This window comes from Nonomuraea antri (assembly GCF_013283785.1).
Lineage (GTDB): Bacteria > Actinomycetota > Actinomycetes > Streptosporangiales > Streptosporangiaceae > Nonomuraea > Nonomuraea antri.
The window spans coordinates 1-14,239 of the sequence record NZ_JABCPZ010000267.1 but is presented as its reverse complement, the minus strand read 5'-3'; the positions used below and the strand labels follow the sequence as shown (position 1 = coordinate 14,239).

The 14,239-nt window shown below is 72.2% G+C and carries 14 protein-coding genes; 6 read left to right on the top strand and 8 right to left on the bottom strand.

Annotated features, from left to right (window positions below):
* Window positions 1–152 precede the first annotated feature (152 nt).
* The 3 genes from HII36_RS47490 to HII36_RS47480 all read right to left on the bottom strand — a co-directional run bounded on the left by HII36_RS47490 (window position 153) and on the right by HII36_RS47480 (window position 3,677).
* On the bottom strand, window positions 153–1,274 hold the full coding sequence (locus HII36_RS47490; RefSeq protein ID WP_173529971.1) for an MBL fold metallo-hydrolase: 1,122 nt from the start codon (window positions 1,272–1,274) through the stop codon (window positions 153–155).
* A gap of 225 nt (window positions 1,275–1,499) precedes the next feature.
* Window positions 1,500–2,267: a DUF3152 domain-containing protein gene (locus tag HII36_RS47485; RefSeq protein WP_173529970.1), complete on the bottom strand. Its 768-nt coding sequence runs from the start codon at window positions 2,265–2,267 to the stop codon at window positions 1,500–1,502.
* A gap of 129 nt (window positions 2,268–2,396) precedes the next feature.
* A complete protein-coding gene (locus HII36_RS47480; RefSeq protein WP_173529969.1) occupies window positions 2,397–3,677 on the bottom strand; it encodes an NAD(P)/FAD-dependent oxidoreductase in 1,281 nt (426 codons plus the stop codon).
* 229 nt (window positions 3,678–3,906) lie between these two features.
* Here HII36_RS47480 and HII36_RS47475 point away from each other — a divergent pair, with 229 nt between their 5' ends.
* The 5 genes from HII36_RS47475 to HII36_RS47455 all read left to right on the top strand — a co-directional run bounded on the left by HII36_RS47475 (window position 3,907) and on the right by HII36_RS47455 (window position 10,484).
* Window positions 3,907–4,878, top strand: coding sequence for a hypothetical protein (locus HII36_RS47475; RefSeq protein WP_173529968.1), 972 nt, complete (start codon window positions 3,907–3,909; stop codon window positions 4,876–4,878).
* Between the two features lie 173 nt (window positions 4,879–5,051).
* Window positions 5,052–5,561, top strand: coding sequence for a DUF4365 domain-containing protein (locus HII36_RS47470; RefSeq protein ID WP_173529967.1), 510 nt, complete (start codon window positions 5,052–5,054; stop codon window positions 5,559–5,561).
* Entirely contained in the window at window positions 5,558–6,658 is a 1,101-nt protein-coding gene (locus HII36_RS47465; protein WP_217370853.1) for a hypothetical protein, read from the top strand. The genes HII36_RS47470 and HII36_RS47465 overlap by 4 nt, the downstream gene beginning before the upstream one ends.
* A gap of 2 nt (window positions 6,659–6,660) precedes the next feature.
* Window positions 6,661–7,296 (top strand): hypothetical protein, encoded by a 636-nt coding sequence (locus HII36_RS47460; RefSeq protein WP_173529966.1) that lies wholly within the window; start codon window positions 6,661–6,663, stop codon window positions 7,294–7,296.
* The gene (locus HII36_RS47455) at window positions 7,293–10,484 is read left to right on the top strand and encodes an ATP-binding protein (RefSeq protein ID WP_173529965.1); all 3,192 of its coding nucleotides are present in this window, start codon (window positions 7,293–7,295) and stop codon (window positions 10,482–10,484) included. The genes HII36_RS47460 and HII36_RS47455 overlap by 4 nt, the downstream gene beginning before the upstream one ends.
* A gap of 69 nt (window positions 10,485–10,553) precedes the next feature.
* On the opposite strand, the gene HII36_RS47450 is transcribed toward HII36_RS47455, so the two are convergent.
* Genes HII36_RS47450 through HII36_RS47440 form a run of 3 tightly spaced genes read right to left on the bottom strand, consistent with a single transcriptional unit; the run spans window position 10,554 to window position 12,044 of the window.
* Window positions 10,554–10,937, bottom strand: coding sequence for an RNA-binding S4 domain-containing protein (locus tag HII36_RS47450; protein WP_173529964.1), 384 nt, complete (start codon window positions 10,935–10,937; stop codon window positions 10,554–10,556).
* 57 nt (window positions 10,938–10,994) lie between these two features.
* Window positions 10,995–11,297: a hypothetical protein gene (locus tag HII36_RS47445; protein WP_173529963.1), complete on the bottom strand. Its 303-nt coding sequence runs from the start codon at window positions 11,295–11,297 to the stop codon at window positions 10,995–10,997.
* Window positions 11,298–11,321: 24 nt separating this feature from the next.
* Window positions 11,322–12,044, bottom strand: a complete 723-nt coding sequence (locus HII36_RS47440; RefSeq protein ID WP_328808217.1) for a DJ-1/PfpI family protein — start codon at window positions 12,042–12,044, stop codon at window positions 11,322–11,324.
* A 200-nt stretch (window positions 12,045–12,244) separates the two neighbouring features.
* On the opposite strand from HII36_RS47440, the gene HII36_RS47435 reads away from it, so the two are divergent.
* A complete protein-coding gene (locus tag HII36_RS47435) occupies window positions 12,245–13,183 on the top strand; it encodes a GlxA family transcriptional regulator (protein ID WP_173529962.1) in 939 nt (312 codons plus the stop codon).
* Between the two features lie 205 nt (window positions 13,184–13,388).
* Here HII36_RS47435 and HII36_RS47430 read toward each other — a convergent pair whose 3' ends face one another.
* Together HII36_RS47430 and HII36_RS47425 are read right to left on the bottom strand one after the other, a co-directional pair.
* Window positions 13,389–13,823: a type II toxin-antitoxin system PemK/MazF family toxin gene (locus HII36_RS47430; RefSeq protein ID WP_173529961.1), complete on the bottom strand. Its 435-nt coding sequence runs from the start codon at window positions 13,821–13,823 to the stop codon at window positions 13,389–13,391.
* Window positions 13,816–14,239 (bottom strand): helix-turn-helix transcriptional regulator (locus HII36_RS47425; protein WP_173529960.1); only part of this gene is annotated, 424 nt, incomplete at its 5' end. The genes HII36_RS47425 and HII36_RS47430, both read right to left, overlap by 8 nt.

Here is a 14,239-nt window from a genome sequence, read left to right as displayed (position 1 = left end):
GCCCGGCCCGACCCGGGATCGCCGGGTGAGGTCGCGCCGGTTCCGGTAGTGCCGCCGCGAACGTCCGCTCCCGGGCGGAGCGGGACGCCCGAGGGGTGACACCCGGTTCGTGCTGATCGGGGGCTTCCGTCCCCGATCAGCACCACGAGCCGCTAGGCCAGCGTCTCCCACCAGCCGTCCACCGAGGGCGGCGTGGCGGCGTCGATCGCCTCGCCGGGACGCGGCACGACGATCTTCACGTCACGGGCCTTCGCCTCGCGCCACAGCCGCTCCACCGGCTCCGCCCACGGGTGCAGCGCCAGCGTGAACGTCGCCCAGTGCACCGGAAGCAGCAGCTTGCCGCCCAGATCCAGGTGCGCGTTGACCGCTTCCTCCGGGTTCATGTGGATGTCCGGCCAGGCCGGGCTGTAGGCGCCGACCGGCATCAACGTCAGGTCGAACGGGCCGTGCTGGGCGCCGATGCCCCGGTAGCCCTCGAAGTAGCCGGAGTCGCCGGCGTAGAAGACCCGCTTGTTCTCCCCGGCCACCACCCACGAACCCCACAGCGTGTCGTTGCGGGTGAACGCGCGGCCGGAGAAGTGCCGCGCCGCCGTGGCGACGAAACGCAGGCCGGCGACGATGGCCTCCTCGTCCCAGTCGAGCTCGATGATCCGGTACGCGGGCACCCCCCACCGCTCCAGGTGCGCGCCGATGCCCAGCGGCACCAGGAACGGGGCCCTCTGGGTTCTGGTCAGCGCCTTGACGGTGAACAGGTCCAGGTGGTCGTAGTGGTCGTGGGAGATGGCGATCGCGTCGACCTGGGGCAGCTCCGCCAGCTGGACCGGCACCGGATGGTGACGCTTGGGCCCGACCAGCTGCGACGGTGACGGCCGCTTGCTCCACACCGGGTCGAACAGCACCCGGCGGCCCTCGATCTCCACCAGCGTGGAGGCGTGGCCGTACCAGACCGCGCGCAGGCCGGCGGTCGGGGCGGGCCCCGACAGCGGGACGCGCAACGGCACCAGACCGCCAGGACGGCGCTGGTCGCGGTCCTTGGTCAGCTCGCCCAGCAGGCCGACCGGCGGCGCGGTCATCATGGCGGTCGACTCGGGCATCGAATTGAAGAACGTGCCGTCCTTGAACTGCGGCGAGCGCCGCATCCTGGCCACCCGGTCGGGGCCCGAGGTCAACGGGCGCACGCCCAGCTCGGCGGGCACCTCGCGCAGCGCCCACCCGGCCGCCGCCAGAGCCGCCCCGCCCGCGAGAATCCGACGTGCCGTCCGCAGTCCTGCCATCGCCACACACTCCCCTGCAACTCTGTCCCATCCCGCTCAACCCTGCGGGAGGCCCCGGTGTTCCTGCTCTCTTTCTACGATATATCGCGATAGATCACGTCGTGGGATCGCTCGTCGAGGGTGAGTTCAGGTACGTCACCCGACCGGCGACCTCTTCCGGTCCGACGAACCTACCGGTCGTGGCGCCGTCCGTGTCCCAGGTCGAGGCCGTGCGGGACGGACGGGTCAGCGGGCGTCGCGGCGTTCGCGTTCCGGGTACGGCCAGGGGTTGGGACGGCAGCGGCCCAGCGACTTGGACTGCTGCGCCATCACCGGAGCCGGCCGCCCCGAGCCCGGGCAGGAGGCGTGCCGGTGACCCAGCCCGTGACCGACCTCGTGGCTGATCAGGTATTCGCGGTAGGCCGCCAGATCGCCCTCGTACTGCGGCACCCCCGTCGCCCAGCGCAACGCGTTGATCACCGATCGGCGGCCGTTCCAGCACGACAGGTCGCCCCCGGTGCGCAGCGGCCGGCACTCGCGGTCCGTCGTCGCCGGGCTGGACAGCGCCACCCGCACCCGCACCGGGCCGTGGTCGACCCGGCGGAAGGGGGCCCAGCCGCGCGGGTCGTTCAGGGTGCGGTGCACGTCGGCGGCGAACTCCTCGGCGTCGAACGGCAGGCCGTCCTCGACCTCGACCAGGTAGCGGATCGCCGTCTCACCCCGGCCGGGACGGGCGGCCGCGTGCCCGCCGACCACGGCGTACCTGCCGGAGGCCGCATGAGGGACCCGGACCTCGGCCCCGATCCGGTACGAGCGGGTCCGATCCGGCGCGACCGCGCCCGCACCACCGGGTTCACCCGATCCGCCGGGTGGCCGCGGCGTGGCCGCCGACGTGACGGGACGCGACGGGGTGGGCGACGGATACTCTCGCGGACCGGAGGCGCAGGCGGCACCGCAGGTCGCGGCGCAGGCGGTGGCCAGGAACAGCAGGACGAGGCGTGGAAAAGGCGACATGCTGTCTCCCCGCTGGGTCGATCGGCGGGGAGATTTCCGATCATACGAGCAGCATTCACACCATCCGGGCCCGGGGGTACCTACCTGCGGAATCTCCGCCCGGCCCCACGAATGGGGGAGTCCGGCCGGTCAGGGAGCCGGCGGCGCGTACGGGGAGATGTCCAGCGGCGGCTCCTCGCCCAGGGCGAGCGCGGCCGCGATCTCGCCGGTGAGCGGCCCGGCCGTCAGCCCGTACGCGCTCAGCCCGGTGGCCACCACCACCCGGTCGGTGAGCCGCCCGATGAGCGCGGGCCCCGGCGCGTTGACCGGACGCAGCCCGACCCTGGTCTCGGCCACCGTCGCCCCGAACAGGCCGGGCGCCAGCCGCAGCCCCGACTCGATCACCTCGTCCAGGCCGCCCATGGTGACGCGGGCGGCGAAGCCGACGTCCTCGACGGTCGCGCCGATCACCACCCGCGAGTCGGGGAAGCCCAGCAGGTACGGCCCCGACCCGGGCAGGACGATCGGCCACCACGCGGTGTCGACGCCCTCCATCGTGACGTGCAGGATCTGGCCGCGCCGCGGGAACACCGGCAGTTCGACGCCCAGCGGCCGGCACACCTCGCCCGTCCAGGCCCCGGCGGCCACGATCACCATGTCGGCCTCGAGCGGCGTCCCGCCGGTGGCGGCGGGCGCGTTCCTGATGGCCCGCGTGACGGGCGGCTCGCCAGGCGCGGCGGGGCCGGCGTGGCCGGCGGGTGCGGCCTGCCGCCACGAGGTGGTCTCCCCGCTGACAGCCCCGGAGCCTCCCGCCCCGTCCTGGGCGCTATGCGCGGCGGCGGCGGGCGGTGCGGGCGGTGCGGGCGCGGTCGGCGCCTCGTCGCCGAGCGGGTGGAGCAGCACCTGCCCGTCCTCCGTCAGCGTCGCCGCCCCCGTGAGGACCCGCGCCCCGCGCGCCATCGCCGCCCGCAGCAGCGCATCGCGCACCGATCGCCCGTCCACCCGCGCCGCGCCGGGCACCAGCAGCGCGCTCAGGTCGTCGGACAGCGGCGGGAACAGCTCGGACGGCGTCATCACGTCCGAGACGTCGCCCATTTCCGGCGCGTCCGGACGGCGGCGCGCCAGCAGCGTGCGCACCGGCTCCAGCTCGGCCGGGTCCTCGGCCACCAGCAGCGCGCCCACCTTGGCGTACCCGATGTCCTCGCCCAGCGATTCCACGAGCCCCGGATAGCGCCGCGCGCCCTCACGGGTCAGGCGGTACCAGTCGTCGTCCTCGGGATGGTCCACCCACGGGCAGACGATGCCCGCGCCCGCCTGGGTCGCCTCGCCCTGGTAGCCGCCGTTCACCACGGTCACCGACGCGTCGCGGCCGCTCAGCCGGTACGCCGCGGCGGCTCCGACGATCCCGCTCCCGATCACTACTACGCGCATGAACCCAATGATCGCAGCAGGGGTGACCTCGGCCGATGCCCGGATCCCGGTATCGCCGGCCGAGGCCGTGGCGGCGACCTGGCACGGGTCACGTTCGAGGCCGCGGGAGCGGGGAAGTAGGCGCCGGATGCGGCACACCACACGTTCCGGGAGAGGGAGCGGCCCCCACCGTCCACGGGCACGTCCACGCCTGGCGGCTCAGTCCCGGCGAGGGCGGTGAGCGCGGCCCATGACCCCCTCCGTCATCAGGATCGCCCTGCCCTGGGCCGTCCAGGCGGCCGCCTCGGACGGGACCACCGTCTGGTGCGCCGGCGACGGCCACCTGCGCGTCCACACCGCGTCGGGCACGTTCGTGGCCGACGGCGCCGTCCCCGCCGGGCTGCGGTCGCTGGCCGCCGTGCCCGGCACTGTCCCCGTCACGGCGGGCGTGCCGGGCACGCTCACCGGCACGGTCGTCGTCCCCAGAAGCCTGGCCGACCCGCCGCCCGCCGAGGCCGACTCCCTGTCCGGGACGCTCGCGGGAGCGGACGGCGAACACGTCCACTGGCTGGCCGCCGCCTGCGGAACGCCACTCGCCAAGGTGCCCTTCCGGGGGCGGGTCCAGTCGGGCTGCGGCGAGATTTGGGCCGTCGGCGACGGCGGCGCACGCAGACTCGTCGCACCGGGACGGCTCGGCGACCTCGTGGACCTGCCCGGACTCGACCGGTGCGCGATCGACGGACGCCGCCTGTGGTGGACCTCCCGCCACGACACCCTGCTCCGCGGCGGCCCTCGAACCGTCGACCTCGACCAGCCCAAACGCGTCCCACGAGAGCGCGCCACTGGTCGCCGCCGCAGACCCGCCGCGGGAAATACCGACGTGACAGCGCGGAAAGGGGCGCGGCGGGCGGACCGCGGCGCGATGACCGTGTGCGCCGGCTCCTTATGGATCAGCGTCCCTGACGGTCTGGTCCGCGTCTCGGCCTGGTCGGGCGAACCCCGGCGCCGGTTGAAGGTCCCCGCGGGGCCGGTGCCGTTCCTGGTCTGCGCGAACGGCGTCCTGGTGGGTGGCGGCGCCCGCGAACTGTTCGTCCTGAACCCCCTGGCCACGCGCACCACCAGACTGCGTCTGGACGCCCCGCTCGCCCACCTGGTCCCGGCCGGCAAACACGTCTGGGCCTTTCCCGCGAACCGACCAGAAGCCCTGATCATCCCGGTATGACCAAATTTATGTGAGGCCGTGTCCGGCGCGTGTGCGGAAAGGAACGTGTCCGGATCGGATCGCATCCGCCCGGAAACTCTCTCGTCATGAGGGTGAAATCCGTTTCGCCCTTGTCTGCCCCAACCGATTGGCTCTAGCCTGCGCATCTGTCGATCCGTGGTGAGGGAGACTGTGTGCTGGGCCGGCGAAACCATCAAGGCAAGTTCGCTGAAGACTATGTTCGGGTGCTCGCTTCGGCCGCCGGTCTCCTCGTTTACCAGGACGACCTCGACCACGACGGTGTCGACCTGGGCTTCCGCCATCCGGGAAGGGCGGGCTACATTTCCTCGCCCGCTATCGAGGTGCAGATCCAGTCGTGGTCGGCGCCGTTGTGCAAGGGGCCCGATCTGCACTTTCGCGGGCTGAACGAGGTGCAGTACAACAAGCTCGTCGATGGCCCGTTTCTCGTTCCGCGCTATCTGTTCCTTGTGGTCGTTTCGCCGGAAATTGGGCGTTATGCACGAGTTGACACCGAAGGTCTGACGTTGAGCCGGCTCTGTTACTACCGCGGATTCGAGGGCGAGCCGCCTATCGCCTCTCCCAGTACGCAACGACACCCTGCCATTCAGGTGCCTTTAGGGAACGTTCTCACGGTTCGCGCGTTACGTGAGCTCGTCGGCGCGCCCGCGGAGTCGCTCGCGTGATCCGGAGCGTGTCGGTCTCCGACATCCGCAGCTACCTCGCTGCCACCGGCTGGGCCCGTCAGCCGGACGAATGGCGGGGCGCGACCGTCTGGGTGCACGAGGACGACCACGAGATCCTGGTGCCCGGGTCGGATGACCTGGCCGACGGGCCGCGGCGGCGCAGAGAGATCCTTTCGCTGCTGGCGAGGGTGGAGGGCCGTCCCAGCGAGGACGTCGCCGCCGACATCAGCGCGCCCATGGCGGACGTCCACTGGTATCGCGCCCCCATCGTTCCCATGGACGGAGAGTTCGGGCTGCTCGACGCGGTCACCGCCGTCAACAGCGCCCAGGCCGTGCTGAGCGCGGCGGCGCGAGCCGCACTGAGCGGACCCCGGCCGGTGTTCGACGGCACGCCGCCCAGAGCAGTTCGTGATCTGCTCGCCCGCGCTTGGATCGGTCCCATCGTGCCGTCAGGGAACGTGCTCTCCGTCCGTGTCCCCGTGGACGGCGATCGCGCCGACGGCGTTCCGCCGGCCCGCCGCGCGCTCCTCCTGCTCCAGCGCGCCACCCTGCTCCTGCGCGAAGCCGCCGCCGAGGTGCACCGGGGCGGAGACATCAGCGTCTTCGACGACCTGGTCAGGGAAGGGGTGTCCGCCGACCTCTGCGTCGCGCTCGCACGATTCGCCGGCCCCGATCCGGGAACCCGGTTCGAGGTCGGCTTCCGCTGGGCCAGGGGACTGCCTTCCGAGGTGCCGGCCCGGACGGTGGTCTTCGAGGCCGAGACGGGAATGCTGCTGCGCCGCGTCGCACACCGGCTGCGGCGCCTGCACCGCGAAAGCGCTTCCGTCACGGGCCGCATCGGCATGCTCTTCGACAACGGCGGCGGGGATCGATTCCGCGTCCACGTCCGCGGCGAGATGTCGATCGGAGACGGCGAGCCGCGCAGCGCGATCTGGGTGCGCCTGCCCGGCGAAGCGGCCTACGACCTGGCCGTCGAGGCGCACAGGAACCGCACGCCGGTACGTGCCGACGGAACACTCACGGCCGTTCAGGGCCGGTTCGAACTGATAGCGACCAACTTCAGCACAGTGGTGAACGACCGATCCGAGGAGAGCTGAACATGGAGAACTTCGCCTTCGGAACGCGGGAGCGGGCTCTGCTCCTGGGTTTGATGACGCTCGGCGGATCAGCGTCCAATCCCGGGCTCCGGGACCACATCGGGGACGCGCTCGATGGCGAGCCCCGGCGCCGCATGAACAAGCTCGGTCTCGTCACCAGCGAGAAGGCGGGCCGGGCCTACCAGCACACGCTCACCGAAGACGGCTGGGCCTGGTGCGTGGTGGAACTGGCGGGCACGGCGCCGGAACGCGGAGGATCGCTGGGCCGAACCCTTTACGGCGTCCTCGGAGTGATCAAGGGCTACCTGGACGCGGCGGATCTCAGTCTCGCCGAATTCGTCGTCAAGGCCCGCGAGGCCGGCGGCGCCGCGCCGGAGGATCTGACCGGGGCGGTTCGCGACGCCTACTGGAAGCTGGCCCGCGAACCCCAGGAGTGGGTGCTCCTGACCCGCTTGCGCGCGCACCTGGGCGGCGCCGCTCGCGACGACGTCGACGAGGCGCTGCGGCACCTGGAACGGATGCCGGACGTTCACCTGGCCCCGGAGGCGGACCAGAAGACGCTGACCGACGAGGACAGGGATGCCGCCGTCCTCGTGGGTGGTGTGAGCAAGCATCTGCTGGCGATCGAGGCCCGATGAACGAGACCGAGGAACGCGCACTGCACGCGATCTCCAGGGTGCTCAACTGGGCGACCACCGCCGAGCACGCGTGGAACCCGCCTCCCTTCCACGTCGGCGGCATGCACGCGCGGGCGGAGCAGCTGATCCTCGACGGGATCGACGAGGCGTCCGAGAACTCCACGACCAGTCCGCTCGGCGTGGTGATCCAGGGAGAAGGAGGCGCGGGGAAGACGCACCTCCTCGGCTGGGTCAGAGAGCAGATCGCGCGGGTGGGCGGCTACTTCTTCCTCGTCGACTTCAGCGCGGGAGAGGACTTCTGGCGCAGGACCACCAGCGCGATGGTCGAGGACCTGGGCCGGTCGACGGGAGGGCCGGACGCGCCGAGCCAGGCGATGGTGGCGGTGCGCGCGCTGGCGGCTCTCGCCGGAGTGTCCGACCGGATCAGCGCGGCCGGCGAGCGTGAGACGGGCATCACCCGCGAAGACCTCGATGCCCTGGTGCACGGCCTGGTGACCAGGAACCGGCAGCTCCTGCGGTGCCGGGACACCATCCGGGCGCTCGCGCTCTACGCCGCCGCCTCAGGCCCGGCCCTCGACGTCGCCCACGACCACCTGATGTCGACCGAGGAGGCCGAGGAAGGCGATCGCAAGGCGTGGGGCATGAGCCGGGGGGTCAAGGAGCCGCACGACATCGCCGTCGAACTGTCGATGATCCTCGCGCTGACCGGACCCAGCGTGATCGCGGTGGACCAGATCGACGCGATACTCGAACACTCCCGCAGGACCGCCGACCCTGATCCCGGCGCGGCGCCGCCCGGGACGGAACCGCGCAAGGATCTCATCGACGAGATCGCGGCCGGTCTCATGGCTCTGGTGCACGCCACCCAGCGAACGCTCTGCCTGGTCGCCTGCCTTCCCTCGTCGTGGAATCTGATCGGGAAGCGCGCCATCGGGACGGTGCAGGACAGGTTCCGGCCGTCCCTGATCCTCACCACGATCGACAGCGCGGACATCGCCCGCACCATGGTCGAGCGAAGGTTCGCCGTGGCCTTCGCGAACGCGGGCTTCACCCCGCCCAGCCCCGTCTGGCCGGTCGCCGCCACCGCGTTCGCCACCGCGCCGGGTCTCACTCCGAGAACGCTGCTCCGGGTCGTCAGCGCGCACGTCTCGGCCTGCCGGGCGGAAGGCGGCGTACGTCCGCTGGAACGTTTCGATCGAGAAGAACAGAGCCCCGCGCCCCCGCTCCGCACCGAGCCCTCGCGCCGCACCGAGCCTCCGCGTCGCACCGCGCCCGCCCCCGCTGCTCCGCACATCAGCCTCGCCCGGCTCGACGCGTGCTTCGCCGATCTGCGGGGACGCGCGGATGTGTCGAACGCGTTCGACCCCGAGCACGAGGACGAACTCGCCCCCGCCCTGCTCGCCGCGGGACTGCACGCCTGGATCAAGGAACAGGGCAAGGCGGGCGACGCCTTCTCCGTCGACCCGCCGCCGGGCCACCGGCCCACCCTGCACGCCAGACTGCGGCAGGCGCTGGACCCCGATTCCGAGGAACAACGCCACTGGACGTTCCGGATGATCGCGGCCCCGCACCACAGAGCGGCGCTCAAACGGCTGAACGACGGCATGACGGCGTCCGGACTGGCCCCGGAGACACCCGACCGGCATTTCATCGTCCTGCGGAATTCCAGCTGGTCCGACGGGCCGACCACACAGGCCCGCCTGCGGCAGCTCAAGGACTGGGGCGGTAGATCACTCACCGTTCACGGGGACGACCTGCGCGTTTTCGAGGCGCTGCGCCAGATGGCGGCCGACGCAGACCCGGCGTTCGAAACCTGGCTGCGTGCTCGCCGTCCCGCGAGCGGCACCGAGCTGTTCAGCGGACTCCTCAGCGTGCTGACGATCTCCGTTCCGTCACCGCCCCAGCCGTCGAGCGGCGAATCGCGACCTGCGCCGAAGCCCGCTCCGGAACCCGCGCACCGCCGCACCGCGGGCATCCCGGTCGGCAGACGGCTGGACACCGGCGCCGACCTCGAACTGAACCTCAGCACCCTGACGCGCCACACGGCCGTCTTCGCCGGATCCGGGTCAGGCAAGACCGTGTTCCTGCGGCGGCTCATCGAAGAGTGCGCGCTGCACGGGGTGTCCTCCATCGTGCTCGACTCCAACAACGACCTCGCCCGGCTGGGCGATCCCTGGCCCAGCGTGCCTCCGGAATGGAGCGCCGACGACAAGGACAAGGCGGCACGCTACTTCGCCGAGACCGAGGTCGTGATCTGGACCCCGGGCCGGTCCCGTGGCCGGCCGCTGGTCTTCCAGCCGCTCCCCGACTTCGCCGCGGTCCTCGACGACCGCGACGAACTGAACTCCGCGCTCGGCATGGCCGTCGAAGCGCTGGCCACCCGCGCCAACGTCGACGGCGCGAGCGCCAAGGCCCAGAAGGGGAAGGCCATCCTCCGCCAGGCGCTGGAACACTTCGCGCGCAGGGGCGGCGGCGACTTCACCGCATTCCTCGGCCTGCTCGCCGCACTCCCGCTGGAGGTGAGCCAGATCGACCGCGCCGACCAGATCGCCGCCGAACTGGGGCAACTCCTCACCGCCGCGACGATCAACGACCCGCTCTTCGCCGGACGCGGCGAACCGGCCGACCCCCAGCAGTTGCTCACCCCGTCCTCGGGCAAGCGGGCGCGCGTCTCCGTCATCAGCTTCATCGGCCTCAACGATGACGCGAGGCCGGGATTCGTCAATCAGCTCCAGATGGCGCTCTTCTCCTGGATCAAGCGAAACCCGGCCTGCGGTCGTGCGCTGAACGGCCTCTACGTCATGGACGAGGCGCAGGCACTCGTCCCGGCGTCACCCAAGACCGAGGCACTGGCCAGCACGCTGACCCTGGCCTCGCAGGCGCGCAAGTACGGACTCGGGCTCGTCTTCGCCACCCAGACGCCCCGGGGGCTCCACAACCACATCGCCGGGAACGCCACCACCCAGTTCATCGGGAGAATGAACAGCCCGACCCAGATCACGGTGGTCCAAGGGCTCGCCAGGGCCCGCGGCGGCCGGGCCGACCGGGTCGGAAGGCTGGAGACCGGACAGTTCTACGCCGCCACGGACGGCATCTCCGAGGTGCTCATCCGCGCCCCGCAGTGCCTGAGCCACCATCCGGCGGATCCGCTCACCGAACAGGAGATCATCGACCGTGCGTCCGCCTGAGCGCCGTCACGACGTGCCGCGGACGTGACCGTCCCGCGGTCAGCCGGCCGTCATTCCGGGTGCCGGCTGTCACTCCGGGTGGCGGCCGAGCAGCCGGTCGAGGCTGCGGCGGTCGCGCTTGGTGGGGCGGCCGGCGCCGCGGTCGCGGACGGCCACCGGCGCGGTCTCCTCGCGCGGCGGCGGCGGAGGGCTCTTGTCGACGTAGCATTCCGCGGCCACGGCGGCGCCGACGCGCTTGGTGATGACTCGGGCGACGATCACGATGTGCTCGCGTCCCTCGTGTCGCAGCCGGACCTCGTCGCCGGCCCGCACGGCGTGCGCGGGCTTGACCCGCACCCCGTTGACCCGGACGTGACCGCCCCGGCAGGCGTCGGACGCGATCGAACGGGTCTTGGTGAGCCGCACCGACCAGATCCAGCTGTCCACCCGCGCACTCGCCTGTTCACCCGCCACCCCGACACTGTACTGAGATCGTTCCCGGTCCGGGGTCGCCGGTGACGGCCGCCGCCGCTACGGGGTGCGGCGGGCGCCGGTGACCTTGGCGGCAGGGAGGCGGCCGGCTCTGGAGGTGCCCGTCAGGGTGTCGCCGTCGATCGTCACGGCGAAGGTCAGGTTCAGCCGCATGGGCCTGGTGATGGACTGCTTCCAGGTGAGCCGGTCGCCGTCGAGCACGACGTCGCCGAGCTGGGCCTCCTCGCCCGCGCCGGACGCGGTCCCGGCCAGCGCGCCGTGCTCACGGCGGAACTCGGTCACGGCCGTGATCTCGCCGATGGGGGTGGACATGGTCAGGTCCCGGGTGCCTTCGACGGTCATGCTGCTCCCTCCTCGTGTGCCGGGTCAGAATCGGGCGGGTACCTGGCCCTGGTTCCGCCAGACGGTGCCGCGGCGTTCGTGCGCGAACAGCTCTTCGACGGCGTGCGCGACGCGCGGGCCGAGCTCGCGTTCCAGCAGGTACAGGGCCAGGTCGAGGCCGGACGTGACGCCGGCGCCGGTGACGAGGTCGCCGTCGTCGACCACCCGGGCGCGCACCGCGTGGACGCCGGTCGCGTCGAGCAGGTCCAGGCCCAGGTGGTGGGTGGTGGCGTGGCGCCCCTCCAGCAGGCCGGCCATGGCCAGGACGAGCGAGCCGCCGCACACTGCGGTGACGGTTATGTCTGGGTTGTTCATTGCGGCCTTCAGCAACGCGGGCAGTTCGGTGGCCAGGGTGCGGCCCAGCAGGACCGGGATGGAGTCGTCCTCGGGTGCCGGGTCCTGTGCTGGGGTGGCGTCTGTGTCCTCGTCGTGGTCGGAGGTCGCCCCGGGGGAATCGATTCGGCCCGCGGCGCCGGGTACCAGGATCAGGCCGGGGCGTCCGGGATCGAGTGCGGCGGTGGCCCGCAGCGCCAGCCCGCCGACGCCGCCGACCACCTCGCGCGGGCCCTCGGCGGAGACCAGCTCCACGGTCACCGCGCCCGGGCAGGCGGTGCCGCCCGCGCTCAGCACCTCGAAGGGGGCGATGACGTCGAGCGGGTCGAAACCGTCGAACAAGACGATCTGAGCATGCATGACGGGGTCTTTCACGGCGCGGTCCTTCGTTGCTCGGGGAGCGTGGACGGTGCTGGGGTGTTCCTCGAACGTAGTGGGCCGCCGCCCCGCCTCCCAGTGGCGAAAATGACACCGTTCAACGGGATAGTGACAGCCTGGCGTGAAGGGGCGTTGAGCTGCGGAGAGGTGAGGGCGAGAGGAGTGGCCGCCGTCCTGCGGGGCGGTATGTTCTGGCCATGCACACCGTCGCCGTCCTCGCGCTGGACCAGGTGATCCCGTTCGACCTGGGTACCCCGATCGAGGTCTTCGGCCGCACCCGGCTCCCCGGCGGACGTCCCGGCTACCGGGTCCGCGTCTGCGCCGAACGGCCGGAGATCGACGCCGGCGCCTACACCCTGCGCGCGCCCTGGGGGCTCGACGGGCTCAAGGGCGCCGACACGATCATCGTGCCCGGCACCGCCACCCCGGAGGCCCCGCCCAGCCCGGACGTCCGCGCCGCGCTGCGCGCCGCCGCCGCGGACGGCACGCGCATCGCGTCCATCTGCTCGGGCACCTTCCCCCTGGCCGCCACCGGTCTCCTGGACGGACTGCGGGCCACCACCCACTGGGCCGCCGCCGGCCTGCTGGCCGCCACCTATCCGGACGTCGACGTCGACCCGGACGTCCTGTATGTCGACAACGGGCAGATCCTCACCTCGGCCGGCGCCGCCGCAGGCCTGGATTTGTGCCTGCACCTGATCCGCCGCGACTACGGCTCCGCCGTGGCCGCCGACGCCGCCCGCCTGTCCGTCATGCCGCTCGAACGCGAGGGCGGGCAGGCGCAGTTCATCGTCCCCGACCACCCGCCCACGCCCCAGGGCTCCGCCCTGGAACCCCTGCTCACCTGGCTCCAGGACGACCTCGGCCGCGACCTCACCCTCGCCGACATCGCCGCCAGGGCCGGGACCAGCACCCGCACGCTGATCCGCCGCTTTCGCGAACAGACCGGCGACACCCCGCTGCAGTGGCTGCACCGGGCCCGCATCCGCCGGTCACAACACCTGCTGGAGACCACGGACCACTCCATCGAGCGGATCGCGGCGCAGGTGGGATTCGGCTCGTCCACGGCCTTCCGCGACCGCTTCAAGCGCACGGTCGGCGTCAGCCCGCACACCTACCGCCGCTCCTTCAGCTGACCTGCGAAGGAGCGGGGATCCGTTCCGCGAGTGCCACCTGCGGACCGTCCCACGCGGTGCCGGACCGTCCCGTGCGGTGCCGGACCGTCCCGTGCGGTGCCGGACCGTCCCCGTGCGGTGCCGGCCGCGCCTGCTTTGTACTGGCCGCACTTGTTTGTGCCCGGCTGCGCCTGCTTTTGGGGCGGTCCGTCCGCGTGGTGCCGGGTCAGGCGTCGTCGGCCGCCCAGCCGTGCGTCTTCATCAGGCGGGCCGCCACGCGGGCGAACCGCTGCCGGTCGAGGACCGCGCCCTCGCGCCGGATGTCGTCCTCGTCCAGGACGAAGACGCGGTCGAGTCGCACGTACGACACGCGCCCGTCACGGCCCCACGGCCCGAGCTCCAGCCAGTCGGGCCCGTCATCGCCCTTGCTGGACAGCATCATGCCCAGCAGCCTGCGCCCGGTACGCCCGACGATCAGCAACGGACGGTCCTTGCCCCGCGCCGGGTCCTCCTCGTACGGCACCCACGCCCAGACGATCTCCCCAGGGTCGGCCAGGCCGTCGAGGTCGGGGGAGTAGGCCAGCATCGCGGCCCGGTCGACGGTGTGAATCTCGCGTACCGCACCCCGGGCAGGCCGAGGGTCCTCACCTAGATCACGCACTGTCGGAGCCTATGGTGACCTGCCTGGATAAATCCAGCCGTTCACCGGTTTCGCCGTTGATCGGGGATCGGCCGATTCGGGGTTGGGCGGTGGTGAGGAGGTGGCGCAGGGCCGTGGGGGTGTGACCGACGTGGCGGCGGATCGTCCGGGTCAGGTGGGCCTGGTCGGCGAACCCCAGCTCGGCGGCCAGCGCGGCCAGGCTCGGCGCGCCGTCCTCGATGCGGTCGAGCGCGCGGCCTACGCGGACGCGGTTGCGGTAGTGGGTGAGCGAGACGCCGAGCTCGCTGGTGAAGGCCCTGCTGAGCCGGTACGGCGACACCGCCAGCGACTCCGCCAGGGAGAGGAGGTCGCCAGCCGCCGGGTCATCGGCGGCGATGGCCTCGCGGGCGGCATCGACGAGGGCGAGAGGCGACGCG